The sequence below is a fragment of the Sphingomonas sp. S2M10 genome (genome assembly GCF_012650175.1).
Lineage (GTDB): Bacteria > Pseudomonadota > Alphaproteobacteria > Sphingomonadales > Sphingomonadaceae > Sphingomonas.
This window is the reverse complement of record NZ_JAAILI010000043.1, coordinates 111930-129150: the sequence shown is the minus strand read 5'-3', so window position 1 is coordinate 129150 and position 17221 is coordinate 111930. Positions and strand designations below refer to the sequence as shown.

General features: G+C 68.1%; 13 protein-coding genes. 7 read left to right on the top strand and 6 right to left on the bottom strand.

What is annotated here, in order from left to right:
- Nucleotides 1-8: 8 nt before the first annotated feature.
- The 6 genes from S2M10_RS10445 to S2M10_RS10420 all read left to right on the top strand — a co-directional run bounded on the left by S2M10_RS10445 (nucleotide 9) and on the right by S2M10_RS10420 (nucleotide 8066).
- Nucleotides 9-1712 carry a Na+/H+ antiporter gene (locus S2M10_RS10445; protein WP_348770571.1) on the top strand — a complete coding sequence of 568 codons (1704 nt, stop codon included), beginning with the start codon at nucleotides 9-11 and terminating at the stop codon, nucleotides 1710-1712.
- A complete protein-coding gene (locus S2M10_RS10440) occupies nucleotides 1709-2230 on the top strand; it encodes a GNAT family N-acetyltransferase (protein WP_168845998.1) in 522 nt (173 codons plus the stop codon). Before S2M10_RS10445 ends, S2M10_RS10440 begins: the two co-directional genes overlap by 4 nt.
- A gap of 38 nt (nucleotides 2231-2268) precedes the next feature.
- Nucleotides 2269-4233, top strand: a complete 1965-nt coding sequence (locus S2M10_RS10435) for a sugar-binding domain-containing protein (protein WP_168845997.1) — start codon at nucleotides 2269-2271, stop codon at nucleotides 4231-4233.
- Nucleotides 4234-4319: 86 nt separating this feature from the next.
- Nucleotides 4320-7469 carry a YdbH domain-containing protein gene (locus tag S2M10_RS23110; protein WP_168845996.1) on the top strand — a complete coding sequence of 1050 codons (3150 nt, stop codon included), beginning with the start codon at nucleotides 4320-4322 and terminating at the stop codon, nucleotides 7467-7469.
- Nucleotides 7470-7494: 25 nt separating this feature from the next.
- Entirely contained in the window at nucleotides 7495-7689 is a 195-nt protein-coding gene (locus S2M10_RS10425) for a YnbE family lipoprotein (RefSeq protein WP_168845995.1), read from the top strand.
- Nucleotides 7689-8066, top strand: coding sequence for a YdbL family protein (locus S2M10_RS10420; RefSeq protein WP_168845994.1), 378 nt, complete (start codon nucleotides 7689-7691; stop codon nucleotides 8064-8066). The genes S2M10_RS10425 and S2M10_RS10420 overlap by 1 nt, the downstream gene beginning before the upstream one ends.
- Here the strand turns inward: S2M10_RS10420 and S2M10_RS10415 are convergent, their stop codons facing one another.
- From S2M10_RS10415 to S2M10_RS10405, 3 genes are read right to left on the bottom strand one after another with little or no spacing between them, the layout of a single operon-like run.
- A complete protein-coding gene (locus S2M10_RS10415) occupies nucleotides 8067-9590 on the bottom strand; it encodes an ABC transporter permease/substrate-binding protein (protein ID WP_168845993.1) in 1524 nt (507 codons plus the stop codon). It abuts the gene before it with no gap.
- The gene (locus tag S2M10_RS10410) at nucleotides 9587-10354 is read right to left on the bottom strand and encodes an ATP-binding cassette domain-containing protein (RefSeq protein ID WP_168845992.1); all 768 of its coding nucleotides are present in this window, start codon (nucleotides 10352-10354) and stop codon (nucleotides 9587-9589) included. The genes S2M10_RS10415 and S2M10_RS10410 overlap by 4 nt, the downstream gene beginning before the upstream one ends.
- Nucleotides 10355-10413: 59 nt before the next feature.
- The gene (locus tag S2M10_RS10405) at nucleotides 10414-11157 is read right to left on the bottom strand and encodes a dienelactone hydrolase family protein (RefSeq protein WP_168845991.1); all 744 of its coding nucleotides are present in this window, start codon (nucleotides 11155-11157) and stop codon (nucleotides 10414-10416) included.
- A gap of 153 nt (nucleotides 11158-11310) precedes the next feature.
- On the opposite strand from S2M10_RS10405, the gene S2M10_RS10400 reads away from it, so the two are divergent.
- Entirely contained in the window at nucleotides 11311-11508 is a 198-nt protein-coding gene (locus S2M10_RS10400) for a hypothetical protein (protein ID WP_247650736.1), read from the top strand.
- Nucleotides 11509-11520: 12 nt separating this feature from the next.
- Here the strand turns inward: S2M10_RS10400 and S2M10_RS10395 are convergent, their stop codons facing one another.
- The 3 genes from S2M10_RS10395 to S2M10_RS10385 form a co-directional block, all read right to left on the bottom strand.
- Nucleotides 11521-12939, bottom strand: coding sequence for a glucoamylase family protein (locus S2M10_RS10395; protein WP_168845990.1), 1419 nt, complete (start codon nucleotides 12937-12939; stop codon nucleotides 11521-11523).
- Between the two features lie 61 nt (nucleotides 12940-13000).
- Nucleotides 13001-16036, bottom strand: a complete 3036-nt coding sequence (locus S2M10_RS10390; protein ID WP_247650744.1) for a TonB-dependent receptor — start codon at nucleotides 16034-16036, stop codon at nucleotides 13001-13003.
- A 2-nt stretch (nucleotides 16037-16038) separates the two neighbouring features.
- Nucleotides 16039-17073 (bottom strand): LacI family DNA-binding transcriptional regulator, encoded by a 1035-nt coding sequence (locus S2M10_RS10385; protein WP_168845989.1) that lies wholly within the window; start codon nucleotides 17071-17073, stop codon nucleotides 16039-16041.
- Between the last annotated feature and the right edge of the window lie 148 nt (nucleotides 17074-17221).

Genomic DNA, 17221 nt, shown 5'->3' with positions numbered 1-17221 from the left:
GGGTGCGCGTGGCACTGGCCGTCGGCGTCGCGGAACCCGATCGCCCGCTGCGGCGATACGCCGTCGCCCGCGATGCGGAATTCAGGGGGGAAGTGTCGATGCATCCGGTCGAGACGTTTGAGCTGGTCCTCGTGTTGTTCGCAGCCACCATCGCGCTGCACTGGGCCGCGGAGCGCTTTTCGTTCTTGCCCTCTGCGGCGCTGCTGCTCGGCGGCGGCGCGCTCGCGTTCCTGCCGAACATCCCCAAGGTGGCGCTCGATCCCGAACTCGTGCTCGTGCTGTTCCTGCCGCCCCTGCTGATGGACGGCGCCTATTATGCGGCGTTTGGGCGCCTGCGCCGCCATCTACCGGGCATTCTGTCCCTTGCCATCGGCGCGGTGCTGTTCACCACGCTGATCGTCGGGCTGGTGCTGCACCTGCTGGTGCCCGGACTGCCCTGGGCAGCATGTTTTGCGCTGGGCGCGATCGTGTCGCCGCCCGATGCGATCGCCGCGCGCTCGGTCTTGCAGCGGGTGCGGCTGCCTCGCCGCCTGCAGGCGTTGCTCGAGGGCGAGAGCCTGCTCAACGATGCCACCGGGCTGGTATTGTTCCGCTTCGCCGTGGCGGCCACGCTTACCGGCAGCTTCGACGCGGTCGAGGCCGGTGCGAACTTCGCGCTTCTGACCGTAGGCGGCGTGCTGGTCGGCACCGCGATCGGCTTTGCCGGCGTGTTCATCCTGCGGCGGTTGCCCGACCAGACCTTGATCGTGGCGACCGCGACCCTGCTCAGCTGGGCGGCCTATCTCGGCGGCGAGGCGGCGCATGTTTCGGGTGTGATCGCGGTGGTGACCGCCGGCATCGTATTCGGCTGGTACCAGCACGAGATATTGCCGGCGCGGGTGCGGATGCAGGGAAGCGCGTTCTGGCGCACCCTGGTCTTCAGCCTGGAAGCGCTGGTCTTCATCCTGATCGGCTTTTCGCTGCGCGGGGTGCTGGAGCGGGTTGGGCTCGAGCGGGTGGTTACCTCCATGGCGCTGCCGGTAATCGGGATCGTCGCGGCGGTGCTGCTGACGCGCTTCGCCTGGGTATTCGGCAGCGAGATCCTGCTCGGCACGCTGAAGCAGGCCGGCGTGGCGCGGGCGCGTCCGCTTGGATGGCGGCAGGCGACGATCCTTTCCTGGTCCGGGATGCGCGGCGTGGTGACGCTGGCGATCGCGCTGTCGCTTCCCACCGCCATGCCGGGGCGCGACCTGATGCTGGTGAGCGCCTTCGCGGTGATCCTGGCCACCGTCGTGCTACAGGGCGCCAGCCTGGGCTGGGTGATCCGGACGGTGGCGCCGCAGGACCGCGAGCCGCCGCCCCGGGTCACGCTTGTCCAGGCCGAGGCGGCGATCGCGCGCGCCAAGCACGTCGCGGTCGAGGCGCACGCCTATGACGAACGCGGCACGCTCATCCACCCGCGGCTGCTCGAGGAATATCGCAAGCGAGACCATGTGACCGAGCGCTATGCGGGCGACGCGGGCACCTACATGCCCGGCATTCGCGCGCATTTCGACATCGTCCTCACCGCCGTGGCGGCGGGGCGGAACGAACTGATCCGTCTCCACCGCGCGGGCATGATCGAAGACGAGGTACTCCACAATCTGGAGCGCGATCTCGATCTGGAGGAACTCGCCGCATTGTTCCAGGGCGGCGAGGGCGCGGAAATCCACGGCCCCGGAGAACAGGCATGACCGGCACCCCTGCTGCAAGCTTCGCCATCCGGCCGGCGATCCCGGCGGAGCGCGACCAGCTGGGACGGCTTGGCGCGCAGATGGTCGCCGTGCATCACGGATTCGACGCAAGGCGCTTCATCGCCCCGACGCCCGAGACGCCGCAAGCCTATGGCGGCTTCCTTGTAGGGCAGATCGGCCGGGCGGACGCGGTGCTGCGCGTCGCGGTGCAAGGAGAGAGCGTGCTCGGCTATGTGTATGCCGGGGTCGAGGGAAACGACTATATGGCGCTGCGGGGGCCGGCGGGGGTCATCTACGACCTGATCGTTGCGCCGGAGGCTCGCCGCCAGGGGATTGGCCGCGCGCTGCTGACAGAGGCCGTCGAAGCGCTACGCGCCCGGGGGGTTCCGCGCCTTGTCCTCTTCACCGCCGAGCGGAATGCGGAGGCGCAGGCTCTGTTCGGCTCGATCGGCTTTCATCGAACCATGGTGGAAATGACGCGGGACCTCCCCGATCCCGGGGGGCCGCAACCCCGCTGATGCCCTGCCATCTCTTACCCGCTATTGAGGACATTCCCATGCGCAGCCTGATCCTTTCCCTGGCGCTGGCAAACGTGCCCGCGAGCGCCATCGCGCAAACTCCGCGTCCGGATGCCGTCTATACCGGCGCCATCACCACCGGCTGGGGTCGCGAGGTGACCCCCGACAATGCCTGGCGGAGCTATCCACGCCCGCAGCTGCAGCGCAGCGAATGGCAAAATCTGAACGGCCTGTGGGATTATGCGATCACCCCCGCAGCCGCGCCGCAGCCGGTGCGGATGGACGGGCAGATCCTGGTACCTTTCCCGGTTGAATCCCGCCTCTCGCGCGTGGCCCGCAAGGTCACGCCCGCCGACCGGATCTGGTATCGCCGCAGCTTCACCGTGCCCCCCGGCTGGGCAGGGCAGAACGTGATGCTCAACTTCGGTGCAGTCGATCACGACGCCCGCATATGGGTGAACGGAGCAATGGTCGGCGCGCATCAAGGCGGGTTTGACAGCTTCGGCTTCGACATCACGCCCTTCCTCAAGCCAGGCGCCAACGAACTGGTGGTGCAGGTCGCCGATCCGACCAGCGCGGGCAGCCAGCCGCGCGGCAAACAGATACTGGAGCCGGACGGTATCTGGTACACCGCCGTGAGCGGCATCTGGCAGACCGTGTGGATCGAGCCGGTACCCGCGCTGCACATTGAGGAGGTGCGGGCAACGCCGAATATCGACACCGGCAGAGTCGAGGTCGATGTCGCGCTCAGCGCCAGCGCGGCCGACACCGACGTGGTGCGGCTGAGTGTCCGTTCCGCTGGCAAGACGATCGCCTCCACGATCGTTCGCGCAAATCGCCATGCCAGCATCGCGGTGCCCGATGCGCATCTCTGGTCGCCGGAGGATCCCTTCCTCTACGATCTCGTCGCCGAACTGGTGACGGTTCGCGATCCCTATGCCGGCAAGCCTGAACGCGATCGCGCCGCCTATGATGCGCGCTTCACCAGCGGCGAGATCGCGAGCTACGCTGCCGCCGAGGTGACCGGTGCGCCGCGCGATCGGGTGAACGGCTATTTCGCGATGCGCAAGATTTCGGTCGGACCCGGCAAGGTCACCGGCCAGCCCGCGCTGCTGCTCAACAACAAGCCCTATTTCCAGAACGGCGTGCTCGACCAGGGCTGGTGGCCGGACGGTCTGCTGACGCCGCCGAGCGAAGCCGCGATGCGCTACGACCTGGAGTTCCTGAAAAAGGCGGGCTTCAACATGGTCCGCAAGCACATCAAGGTCGAGCCTGCCCGCTTCTATTACGATGCCGATCACATGGGCATGCTGATCTGGCAGGACATGCCGTCGGGCGGCGGCGAGGACCAGTTCGTCACCGGGTCCAGCCAGAGTCAGGCCGTGCTCTCGTCCGACGTGATGGCGCAGCAGCAGGTCGAACTGTCGCGGATGATCGGCCGTCTGCGGGCGTTTCCCTCGATCGTGCTGTGGGTGGTGAACAACGAAGGCTGGGGCCAATATGATTCCGCCACGCTCGCCCGGTTCGTGAAGGGCATGGATCCCAGCCGGCTGGTGAATGCCGATAGCGGGTGGCTGGACGTGGCGCCGGGGGCGTCGGACGTGTTCGACATCCACACCTATGAGGATGTGCCGCACGTGCCTACCCGGCAAAGCGAGCGGGCGATCGTGATCGGCGAATATGGCGGGGTCGGTCAGCCGATCGAGGGGCATCTGTGGCGCGACGACAAGCGCTGGAGCTACCAGGTGACCAACGACTCCCAAGACTATCTCGCGCGGTACCGGCGGAAGTTCGAGGAGATCGTCCGCCAGGCACGGGTCCACGGCCTCAGCGCATCGGTCTACACGCAGACGACGGACGTGGAAGGCGAGATCAATGGCCTGCTGACCTATGATCGCGCCGTCGCCAAGGCGCCTGCCGAGGCCTTCGCCGCCATGGCGCAGCCACTTTGGCAGGATGCGGAGGATAGGGCCTCGACCGACACGGCCCGCCGCAAGCACTGACCGATCCCCGGCGACGAGCGGCAAGGAACCTTTGCACGCCCGGCGTGCTATGGCAGGGCCGCAACGATCAGGCGGCTGGAGCGGGCGTGGACCGGAGCGAAGACGACACCGACGCCGAGGTTCGGCGGAACCGCGCAGCAGGACGTGCGAAGCGACGGCGCCGGACAGTCGTGGCGCTGCTTGCGCTGGTGTCCGCCACCGTCGCGACCGCTTGGCTGCAGCGGCGGACGATCGCGCAAGGCTTTGTCGACCGCGAGCTGGCCCGGCGCGGCGTACCCGCCCGTTACACGATCGAGCAGCTATCCCCCTGGCGGCAGCGACTGACCAACGTTGCAATCGGCGACCCGCGCGACCCCGACCTCACCGCCGACTGGATCGAACTGCGTACCGCACTCTCGCCATGGCGCGCCGAGGTGCTGGTGGTGAAGGCGGGCAAGGTGCGCGCGAAGGGGCGGCTGGTCGATGGCACGCTGTCGCTCGGCGCGCTCGATCGGCTGATGCCGACCCCGTCCGGCAAGCCCTTCTCCTTGCCGCGGATCAGCGTCGAGGTGGCCGATGCCCAGCTGCGGCTGGATAGCGGCGCCGGCCTGATGGTCTTCGGCCTGCGCGGCAAGGGCCTGCTGACCGATGGGTTCGACGGTGCCGTGCGGGCGCAGTCCGCGCACCTGCGCGTCGGCGGTTGCGATCTGCGCGACGTGCATGCCGACATGCGGGTTCATGTTCGGCGGGGCGCACCGAGCCTGTCCGGCCCGCTGGCTGCGCAACAGCTGGCGTGCGCGGACATGCGCGCGGCGCAGCCCCGCGGCGATCTGCGGGTCACGCTGGATGCCGCGCTGCAGGAATGGCAGGGCACCGCCCGCCTCGGGCTGGCGTCGCTCAGCTCCGGCCTTGGTCACATGGGCGCCACCGCCGGGCGCCTCGATTTCGCCGGCGATCGTGCGCGGACGGCGGGCACGCTCGACCTGCGCGGCGCTGCGGTGAAGGCCGACGCGCTGAAAGCGGGCGTGCTATCCGTGTCCGGCCGATATGCCGTAGGCGACAGCACCGCCTTTGATGGTAGCCTCCAGGTGCAGGACGCCGCCGTCGACGGGGCGTTGCTGCAACGACTGGGCGCCTATCGCGGACGGGTGCAGGGAACGCCGGTCGCGCCGCTCGCCGCGCAATTCGTCTCGGCAGTGGCGGCGGCGGGGCGGCGCTTCGACGGCACGGCGGCGATCGGTGTTGCAACGCGTCGCGGCGGAGCCACGGTGCGCCTCCAGCGTCTGGATCTTGCCGCACGCTCGGGCGGGCGGTTGCGCTTCGCCGGGAAAGGGGCCGCGATACTGGACCTGCCGGATGGAAGCCTCGCGCTTGCCGGCCGGCTTTCGATCGGCGGCGGCGGGTTGCCCGACCTCATGCTCGACCTTGTGCGGCAGCCGGGAAGCGATCAGCTGCAGGGTACCGGCACGCTGCGCCCCTATGCGGCCGGCGGCGCGCGCCTCGCGCTGGCCAAGCTGTATTTCCGGGTCCGCGGGCGATCGGGGGTCGCGAACACCGTGGCGACGCTGTCGGGGCCGGTGGGCGACGGACGCGTCGATGATCTGTCGATGCCGCTGGTGGCGCAGTGGAGCGGCGGCAATGTGCTGGTGAACCGGGACTGCCAGACGCTCGGCTTCGCCCGGGTGGCGCTGTCCGGCATGGTGCTGCGCAGCCACCGCCAGCGGCTCTGTCCGGTCGGACCGGCGATGCTGGCCTGGCGCGGGCAGCAGCTTGCGGGCGGCGTCCGCACGACCGGCATCGCACTGGCGGGCAGCATGGGCAGCAGCCCGCTGCAGCTCGCGGCCGATGCGGCCCGGATCGATCTGGCGCGGCGCAGCTTTGCCTTTGACACCGTGGCCGTCCGCATGGGTGCGGAGCGACCGACGCGGCTCGACATCGGGCAGCTGCGAGGCGCATTCGACGGAACGCCGGGCGGCGACTTCGCGGGCCTGGGCGGACAGATCGGCGCGGTACCGCTGATATTGTCGCAGGGCAGGGGCAGCTGGCGGATGGCCGAGGGCGGGCTCGCGTTGCTTGGCGGCTTCCGGCTCACCGACGCCGAGCCGACGCCGCGCTTCGAACCGTTGAGCGCCGCGAACGGGCAGCTGCGGCTTTCGGGCAACCAGATCGAGGCGCAGGCGACGCTCCTCGGCACCAAGCGTCCGCTGGAGGTCGCCAGGGTGACGATCGCCCATGATCTGGCGGCGGGTGCGGGGCAGGCGCTGCTCGACGTGCCCGGCTTGCGCTTCCAGCTGGATGGACTGCAGCCCACCGATCTGACCCCGCTCACGCTGGGCGTCATCGCCGATGTCGACGGCCTGATTTCCGGCGGCGGCCGGATCACCTGGTCGGGCGACGCGGTGACCAGCACCGGCCGGTTCACCGCGACCGATGTAGCGCTGGCGGCAGCGTTCGGGCCGGTACAGGGGATCAACACCCAGCTCGACTTCACCGACCTGCTGGCTGTACGAACCGCGCCAAGCCAGGTCGCGCGGGTCGCCGAGATCAATCCCGGCGTGCCGGTACGCGACGGCGTGTTCCGCTATCAGCTGCTCGACAGTCGCCGGGTGCGGGTGGAAGGTGCGCGCTGGCCCTTTGCGGGCGGCGAGCTGGTGCTCGATCCGACCACGCTGGACTTCAACGAAGCGGGCGAGCGCCGCATGACCTTCCAGGTGAGGGGCGTCGACGCCGCCTTGTTCCTGAAGGAAATGGCGTTCGACAATCTCGACGCGACCGGCACTTTCGACGGAACGCTGCCGATGATCTTTGATGCCGATGGCGGCCGCATCGAGGGCGGCGAGCTGCGCGCGCGGGCGGGCGGGCACATCGCCTATGTCGGCGAGGTGTCGCGCGAGGATCTCGGAACCTGGGGCAATATGGCGTTCCAGGCGCTCAAGTCGCTCGACTATCGCAACCTGACTATCCGGATGCACGGGCCGCTGGCCGGCGAGATGATCACCGATATCAGCTTCTCCGGCCTGAGCCAGGGCGAGGGTACAAGGTCGAACTTCCTCATTCGGCGGCTGGCGCGGCTGCCGCTGGTGTTCAACGTCCGGATCAATGCGCCCTTCCGCCAGCTGCTGGATTCGGTGCAATCCTGGTATGACCCGCGCCGCCTGATCGAGCGCAACCTGCCGACATTGCTCGACGAGCAGAAACGTGCAGAGGAAGCGGGCCAAGCGACCGTTCAGCCCGCCGAAAGCACCACTCGTCCATGAAAGGCATGTCTATGAGCGTTGAAGCATGAAGCGGAGTTCGACCATTTGGCTGGGTGCCCGCGGGATCGTGCCGCTGGCGCTGTTGGGCGGCTGCGTGACGGTGAACGCGCCCGACAAGCCGATCGTGATCAACCTCAACATTTCGATCACCCAGGAAGTGGTCTATCGCCTCGACAACAAGGCGAAGGCCATCATCCAAGACAATCCGGGGATTTTCTGATGCGACACTTGCTTTCCACCTTCGGCATGGCGGCAGCGATTGCGGCGGGCGTGGTCGCGCCGGCCCTGGCGCAGCGCGATCCTGCCTATCAGGCCGCGCGGCAGCAGGGCAAGGTCGGCGAACAGCCCGACGGCTATCTCGGCATTGTCGGCGCGGCGACGCCCGAGCTGCAGGCGATCGTCAACAACATCAATATCCAGCGCAAGCGCCAGTACACGCAGCAGGCCGCCGCCAGCTCCACCGTGGAGCAGATGGCGTTCGTCACCGGCTGCAACCTGATCCTGCGCACCGCGCCGGGCGAGAAATACCGCGCGCCCGACGGCCGCTGGCTGACCCGCGGCGGCGACGCGCCGGTGCGCGATCCGCGCTGTCTCTGATCAGCGCCCCAGCCGCGCCGCCAGCCAGCGGGCGGCGGCGTCGGGGCTCTGCTTGTCGGCGTCGCGGTCGACCAGGTAATTGGCTTCCCGCATCCGCTCGACCGGAATGGCGCCGATCAGCGGGCGCAGCGTCGCCTGGAAACGCTGGTCGTTCGCACGCCGGGGTGCGATCAGCAGCACCGCGTCATAGCCAGGGATGGCGCCCTTGGGGTCCTTGAGCACCGCCAGGCCCTGCGCCGCAATCCGCCCGTCGGAGGAGAAGGCGGGGATCACATCGGCAGCGCCGCTGGTGAGCGCGCGGTACATGAAGGTCGGCTGATAGGGATGTGCCTCGGCGAAGCGCAGGCCATAGGCGCGCTGCACCGCCTTCCACTCCGACCGCTCGAGAAACTCGATGTCCGTCGCCAGCCGGAGCGACGGCGCCACCCGCGCGAGATCGGTGATGCTCGCAATTCCCCGACGCCGCGCGTCGTCCCCCCGCATCACAAAGGCATAGGCATTTTCGAAGCCGAGCGGCCCCAGCAGCATGACGTTGCTGGTACGCCTTGCCCAATCGGCGACGCCGCGGACGATCGCGGCGCGCGGCGGCACGTCGCTGCGGTGCATCTGGTTGGTCCAGATCGTACCCGAATAATCGACATAGACGTCGATGGCATCGCTTGCCAGCGCGCCATAGGCGACGCCCGATCCCAGTCCCTCGCGATAGCGGACGGTATAGCCCGCCGCCTCCAGCCGGGCACCGATCAGCCGGGCCAGGATATATTGCTCGGAAAAACCCTTGGCGCCGATCGTCACTACGCCGCGCGTGCTGGGCAACGCCGGCGCAAGGGCGGTCAGCGCGGCGGCGGCGAGCAGGCCGAGGCTCAGCCACACCAGCACCCGGCGGCGGTGCGCGATGCCCCATTCGGCAAGCCCGAGCAGCGCATCGACCGCCAGCGCCAGCGCGGCGGCGGCAATGCAGCCGGTCAGCACCAGCGTCCAGTTCTGCGTCTGGAGCCCGGCGAAGATCAGGTCGCCCAGGCTCGGCTGGCCCACGGTGGTGGACAGCGTCGCCGCGCCGATCGTCCAAACCGCGGCGGTGCGGATCCCGGCCATCACCACCGGCGCGACCAGCGGCGCCTCGACCAGCCACAATTTCTGCCACCGCGTCATGCCGACGCCGTCCGCCGCCTCGCGCACCGCCGGGTTCAGCGTGACCAGCCCGGTCACCGCGTTGCGGAGGATCGGCAGCAGCGCATAGAGGGTGAGGGCGAGCAGCGAGGGGAGAAAACCCAGGGCCGGGATACCCCCGCCGATCAGCGCGGAGAACCACAGCAGCAGCGGATAGAACAGCGCCAGCAGCGCAAGGCTGGGGATGGTCTGGATCAGGCTCGCCAGTCCCAGCGCCGCGCGCGCGACAATGCGGTGCCGGGCGGAGAGTACCGCCAGCGGCAGGCTGATCGCGATCCCCAGCAGCAACGCGCCGAAGGCGAGCAGCAGATGCTGCGCGAGCAAGTCGGGCACGCGGGCGAAGGCAGCGCTCATCGGGCCAGTGCCGCCAGCCGTTCGGCCTGCTCGCGCGGCACCGCGACGAGCGCATCGGCGGCCGCGCCGCCTCGACCCGCCAGCAGGTCCCGCGGGGAGGCATCGCCTACCAGCTTGCCGGCCTCCATCACCAGAATGCGATCGGCGAGGAGCAGCGCCTCGGCCATGTCGTGCGTGACCAGGATCGTGGTCAGGTCCATCGCTTCATGCAGCGCGCGGATTGCCTTGCCCAGCGCATCGCGGGTGACGGGGTCGAGCGCGCCGAAGGGCTCGTCCATCAGCAGCAATTTGGGCGCCGTCGCCAGCGCACGGGCGACGCCCACCCGCTGGCGCTGCCCGCCCGATAGCGCATCGGGCATTCGCGCCGCCATGTCCTCAGGCAGGTCGACCAGTCGCAGCAATTCGGCGACCCGGGCGGTTCGATCGCGTTCGCCGGCCAGCTTGAGCCCGATGGCGACATTCTCGCCGACGGTCAGGTGCGGGAACAGCCCGACATTCTGGAACACATAGCCGATGCGTCGGCGGAGCAGGTGCGGCGGTTCGGCATCGACGGGCATGCCGTCGATCGTCACCCGGCCCTCGCTCGGCTCGATCAGGCGGTTGATCATCTTGAGCAGGGTCGACTTGCCCGAGCCCGAGGCGCCGACCAGGGCGACGAAGCTGCCGCCGGAGATGTCGAGCGACACGCCGTCCACCGCCCGCACGCCCTTCGGATAGGATTTCCCCACGCCCTCGAAGGCGACGCTACGCAACTTGTCCGGCATCCCTCGGGCTTGTGGGCAATCTCGCGGCAAAGGTCAAAGGCCGTCGCTGCCGCGCGCGATCAGGCGAGGGTGCGGCGATAGAAGTCGAGCGTCAGCTGCATCGCCTGGAGGAACAGCGCGGGATCGTAGCGGGAGCCCTCGTCGCGGAGGAAGGCATGCTGGGCGTTGAACTCGTGCCAGGCATAGGCCGCGCCGACATCCTCCAGCCGCGCCCGGATCGCCTCGCGCCCGGCGAACGGAATATGCGGATCCTGTCGGCCCCAGACGAGGAGCAGCTCGGCCTTCAGCTCCGCCATCCGTGCCAGGCTGTCGTCGCTGCGGCCCTCGCCCAAGCTGCCCGAGTGGATGTCGGTAGGGTAGAAGCAGGCGCCGGCCGACACGCGAGGGTCGAGTGCGGCGCGATAGGCGAGGTGCCCGCCAAGACACACCCCGAAGGTGCCGAGCTTGCCGGTGCACGCCGGGTGTCCGGCAAGGACCGTCAGCGCGGCGGCGGCGTCCGCGTCGAACGCTGCGACGGGCTTGGTGACCTTCAGCGCGTTGCCGCGTTCGGTGCCGGCGGGATCATAGGCGAGCACCGTGCCGGCCGGCTCATATTCGTGATAGACCTCCGGCACCGCGACGAGCAGGCCATTGCCGGCCAGCATTGTCGCCAGCCGCCGGATCGGCGCGGTGACTTGATAGATTTCGGAAAAGAGCAGCACGCCGGGGAAGCGACCCTCTACCGCCGGACGGAACAGATGCACCCGCATCGGGCCGCTGCCGGACACCTCGACATCCAGTGTCTCGTCGCTGCGGATGATCATGGGCTGCTCCCTTCTGCCGGTGTCTCACCCGCGGCTTTAGCGCCGATCGCGCGGCGGGGAAGGGGCGCTATCCACAGATTCGTCGGCGCCCCCGCTGGACAGCGCGGCGCCCGCCCGAATAGCGGCAGGCACATGCCAGTCATTGCTACCATCATGAATTCGAACACCGGCGAACCCATCCAGAAGATGACGTTCGGCCGCATGCCCAAGCCCTGGGCGTCCTTCACCCTTTCGAACGGCGAGCTCGTGCAGGCCAGCCGCGTCGATATCGGCAAGCCTGCACCGGGCAAGGTCGTCGTGCCGGTCCATGTCTGGGTCGCGCCCAAGAAGACGGACCGGCAGGACGATTAAAGCCAGCCGCCCCTAGAGCCAGCCACCTCTAAAGCCAGCGCGCTGCAGCCCGCGACGGATATGCGGGTTGCGGCGCATCACCTCCCACACCATGCCGCTGCGGAGATTCTCGATCATCAGCAGGATCGGTCCCTGATCGATGCCGAGATGGTCATTGTCGACCCAGCCGATGCCGGGCACGATCTTGCCGTGCTTGAGCGGCTCGGTCGTACGGGTGAGGGTGGGGTTGAAGCTGTCGAGGAAGCCGTAGCGGCCATAGATGCCGCGGCCATAACGGGCATGCATCGTCGCCACCGCGCGGCCGGCCAGTTCCGGCTCGAACGCGATCGAGGCCGCCGCCGCCGTCGGCGCCAGCGTGCCGTCGTCGCGATCGTCGGGCCCGCGCGCCGAATAGCTGAAGAATTCGCGCTCGCGCCCCGCGATGCGCTGTCGGAAGTCGCCAGGCCCGTCACAGGCGGTCAGCCCCCACACGTCCTCGCCATAGCCGGTCCAGCCGCCGGGATTGGCGATCGCATAGTTGCGCTGCGCCCGCACCGCGCGGCGGCTGTTCTCGAAATAATCGATGCCCTTGGCGGCCATGTACCCGTCGCGGATGCCGCGGAAATCGATCCAGCAATGGCTATACTGGTGGATGAACAGCGGCGCGAAATGGAGGTGCGGTTCGCCCCATTTGTCGCTCCACTGCGCGTCGAACCGCGCGGTCCAGGCACTCCAGGTCTCGGGCGGCAGCGGTTGGCTGGGGGAGCCTAGCGCCAGCACGTAGAGCAGCAGCCCTTCGTTGTAGATGTTCCAGTCCGAAGGGATGAACCCGCTCTCCGGGTGCCAGCCCATCGAGACGAAGGGCGCACGCGGGGTGATCCAGGTCCAGTCGACCGCGGCATAGAGCTGATCGGCGAGGCTGCGGATCTCGGCCTCCTGCGGATCGTCGGCGTCGAACCAGCTCTGCGCGAACAGCACGCCGCCCAGCAGCAGCGCGGTGTCGATCGTCGACAGCTCGGCGCGGGCGAAGCGGCGGCCCTTGGTGACGCCGAGAAAATGGTAGAAGAAGCCCTTATAGCCGCTGGCGTCGCTCTGCCCGTCGCCCTGCGGCGCGGTGGCGAAGAAGCGCAGCGTGGCGAGCGTGCGGATGCGTGCCTGGTCGCGCGTGATCCAGCCGTTGGTGACGCCGATCGGATAGGCGGTGAGCGCGAAGCCGACCGCGGCGATCGAGGCGAAGGAGGGGGTGGGCCAGCGATCGGGGGCAAGGCCGGTCTCGGGATCGGTAGTGTCCCAGAAATAGCGGAAGGTGCGTTCCTGCAGGTCGCGGATCAGCGGGTCTGCGCCCGGTGCGGGGCCGGTGCCGCCGATACGCGCGCCCGGCGTGGTGCACGCCCCGGCGAGGCCCGCCAGCGCCACCGCGCCGGAGCCGAGCAGTTGCCTGCGGTCGATCATGATGGAGTCCTGAACAAAAAAGAGGGGCGGGGTGGTGATGCGCCCCGCCCCCGAGGGGGGATCAGAAGGAGTAGCCGACCGACAGCTTGACGGTGCGCGGCGGATTGCCGCCGACGCTGTAGCCGACCTGGCGGCCCCAATCCGGCGACGTCGGGTTGTTGTTGAAGTCGACGAAGTTCCAGTCGTCGAACACGTTCAGCACGTCGACGCGGAAGCGCAGGCGGGTCTGGTCGCTGATGAAGCGGATCGGCACATATTTGGTCACCGCCAGATCGATCTGGCGACGGCCCCAGCCGCCGCCGGTGCCATCGGTGAAGCGGCCGACCAGGACGCGCTCGAACGGGTCCGCCCGGTCGATGAACCCCTTCTGGTACGCCGCGGACTCGACCTGCAGCTTGGACGAGAGGGCGATGCCGAGCGGCAGGTCCACGCTGCCGGCGATGACCAGCCGGTGCCGCGGCACGCCCGACGACCGCAGCGTCGGATAGTCGCTGATCGACGGATAATCGAGCGAGAAGGTCTCACCGAACTGGCGGTTCTCGCTGGCCTCGGTGAATGTGTACGTCGCGTCGATGCTCCAGGGCGAAGCCTGTGTGTAGGTCTTGGTGACCTTGAAATAGGCCGAATCCGACGCGGTGCGCAGCCCGTTGGTGCCCAGAATGATCGCGCCATAGCCCGGGGGCGGATCGCCAAACGGCGCCGACGGCGTGTCGGTCGCGCTTGCCGGATCGTTGAAGAAGAAGCTGCCGTCGCGGCGGCGATTGCCGAGCAGGAAGACGAAGCCGTTCTTGCTGGTGACGTGGGTGTAGCCGACTTCCAGACCGACCAGATCGAACCGGCCGCGCAGCCCCAGGCTGAACTGGTCCGAATAGGGGACCTTGAGATTGTTGTTGAGGAAGCGGAACTCGCGGCCGCCGCCGGTGGTGCCGGCGAGCAGCTGCTGGCGACCTTCGGCGGTGAGGTAGATCGGGTTCCAGGCGACGCAGGTCGTCGACGGGGTGCAGGGGTTCTGCGAATCCGCGCCGATGAAGTTGAAGCTGCGGGTGGGGAACGCGCCCTGGCTCAGTTCCTGCTGGAGGAAGTCGAACTGGTTGCGATCGTACGACCGGCCATACCCGCCGAACAGCGCGAAGCGCCCGGCTTCATCGAAGCGATAGGTGAAGCCGAGCCGCGGCTGCCAGGCGCCGGTGAACGCCTTACGGTTGCGGCCGTTGGAGATATAGTCGTTGATGTCGTAATCTGCGTTGACGAGGTTGGGATAGTTCGCCGGCGACACCGCCGTGATGTTCTCCTGCGTCGTCACGAAATCCAGATAGGCGGGCGTCCGCTCATAATCCCAGCGCAGGCCGAGGTTGAGGGTGAGGCGCGAGGTCACGTCCCAGTCGTCCTGCGCATAAATGCCCAGCTGGAAGTTGTTCGAGCGAACGTCCGTAGAGCCCGAGGCGGAGGCGGCGCCGAACTCCACGCGATAGGGGATCGTGTCGTTGAAACCCGTCTGGCTGAACGCGTTGACGTCATAGGTGTAGAGCGGGTTGGTCAAATTCTGCTCGAGCGAGCGCAGCTTGATCCAGCTCGCCTTGGCGCCGACCTTGATGGTGTGCCCGTCGAAGCCGGTCCAGGTGAAGTCGTCCTGGACGGTCCAGCCCTTCTGGCCCTTGTCCTGCTGGTTGCTGCCCGCGCCGAAGCGCAGCAGCGCGAAGCGGCTGCGGGCGCCGTTGGCGACGGGGGTCGCCTGGAACAGCGTCGTGATGCCGCTGGTCGCCGGGGTCGGCGCCCAGCGCGTGTCCTGGTAGGAGACGCGCGCGTCGTTGATCCAGTTGTCCTCGCTGCGCTGCCAGCGTCCCATGAAGCGCTTTTCCTCGACCTTGTTCAGCGTCGCGGTGCTGGAAGCGGCCACGCCCGTCGAGATCTGGACTCCGGATTCCTTGCGGTACTTGCCGGTCAGTTCGATCAGATCCTTCTCGCTCGGCTCGAAGTCGAGCTTGCCGAAGTAGAGATCCTCGTTGAAGCGCTGAGAGAAGCTGCCGAAATATTGCTGATACTGCTGCGGCAGCGTGCTCGGCGCGATGCCGTTGTCCGGCCGCACGTCATAGGGGCTGTCGATCCGCTTGCCTTCGTAGGTCACGAAGAAATGCGCTCGATCCTTGATGATCGGTCCCCCCAGCGCGAGCCCGAACTGCTTGTTGTTCGAATTCACCTTGTCGAGCTTGGTCGGAAACAGCTCGCTCGGCCGGCGCGAGCGCAGGTCCTGATTGGTATAGTCGATGAAGCCTTCGCCGTGGAACTCGTTGGTGCCCGACTTGGTGGCGGCGGTGATCGCCACCGAGCTGACCTGGTCGAACTCCGCCTTGTAGTTGGACGAGAGCACCTGATACTCGCCGATCGCGAGCTGCGGGAAGGGGTTGCCCGCCGAGCTGTCCTGGCCGGTGATGCCGTTCTTGAGGACATAGTCCTTCTGGCTGACGCCGTCGATGAACACGTTCACCGTGTTGCTGTTCTGCGCGCCGCCCTGGATGCGCGATTCGCCGTTGGCGCTTTCGATGAACCGCACGCCCGGCGCCAGATCGGCGAAGGCGAGGAAGTTGCGGTTGTTCTGCGGCAGCTGCTCGATCAGCCGCTGGGTGATGTTGATGCCGACCTGGCCGCCGTCCAGCGAGCGGATGCGGTTGCCGGTGACGACGATCTCGTCGCCCGCCGGCGCTGCCGTGTCGCCGCCCTCGGCCGCTGCGCCCGCGTCGGGCGCCGGGCTGCTGACGGTGGTGAGATCGAGGTCGAGGCCGGCATTCTGGCCGACGCGCAGCGTGAATGCATCCGAATTGCGCACGCCCGTCTGCAGCTTGATCTCGAGCCGATAGGTGCCCGGGCGCAGCGAGGCGAAATTGTAGCTGCCATCGGCGCCGACGGTCGCGCTGCGACGGATGCCGGTCGACACTTCGATCGCGGTCACTTCGGTCACCGGGTTGTTCGCCGGCGTGGTGATCGTGCCGCGCAGCGAGGCCTGGCCGACCTGGGCCATGGCGGGGGCAGGGGCGAGCAGGGCACCGCTGCCCAGCACGGTCATCGTCAGCAATGCGGATCGCAATACCAGCTTGTTCATGGTCACTCTCTATCTCCCCGGCGGATCGGGTTTTCTGTTGTTGTTTTCGTGGGTTGGCGGGTGGACTCCCGCGCGATGACGATCGGCGCGCGCCATTCGAGCGTGTCCTCGGCGGCGCCGTCGATCAGTCCGGCGAGGCGCACCACGGCGCGCGCGCCGAATTCGGCAATGTCGATGCTGGCGGTGGTGAGCGCCGGCGAGATCAGGCGGGTGAGCGGGATGTTGTCGAACCCCGCCACCGCGATCTGCTCGGGTACCGCAACGCCGGCCCGCTTCAGTGCCATCAGCGCGCCCACCGCCATCATGTCGTTGGCGGCGAACACCGCGTCATACTCGGCATGCTCGGCCTGCAGCGTGGCGATCGCGGCGGTGCCGGAGTCCTCGTTGAAGTCGCCTTGCAACACGCGCAGTTCCAGCCCCAGCCGGGCGCAGGCGTCGCGGGTGCCGCGCAGACGCTCGCGCGCGTCGATATTGGCCTCGGGCCCGGCGATATGGACGATCCGCCGGCAGCCCCCTGCCGCGAGATGCTCGATCACCGCCACTGCTCCGGCAACGTTGTCTACGCGCAGCTCCGGGCGCACACCCTCGTGCGGAGCGCAGTTGACCAGTACCGACGGCATCGAGCGGGGCAGATGCGCGAACAGCTCGTCCGAGGTGATCTGCGGCGCCATCACCACCAGCCCGTCGACCCGGCCGCGCATGGCGTGGAGCGCGGTGACGCCGCGATCGGCCTCGCCGTGCATCACCATCAGCAGCAGGTGCAGACCCAGTTCGGACGCCTGACGATCCATGCCGCGCAGCAGTTCGGAGAAGAATTCGCCGTGCAGATCGGGAACGACGACGCCGATCGTGGAGGAGCGGGCAAGGCTGAGGTTGCGGGCACCGGCATGCGGGACATAGCCGAGCCGCGCCGCAACATCGCGAATGTGATCGCGGAGTTCGGGGCGGATGTTGGTGGCGCCGTTCAGCGCACGCGACACCGACGCCACGGACACCGACGCTTCCCGCGCGACATCACGGATCGTTGCGTTCGGCATGGCGTGGTTGCGTCCCCTCCTTCATCGCGGTTGAAACCGCTCGTTTTGTTGCTGGCGGTCTGAAGCTCTTGATGTAACCGGTTACATCAAGCAATAGCGGGTTGCAAGATTGATGATGCAGCGGCTGGAGTTGAGGCCGCGCCATGGG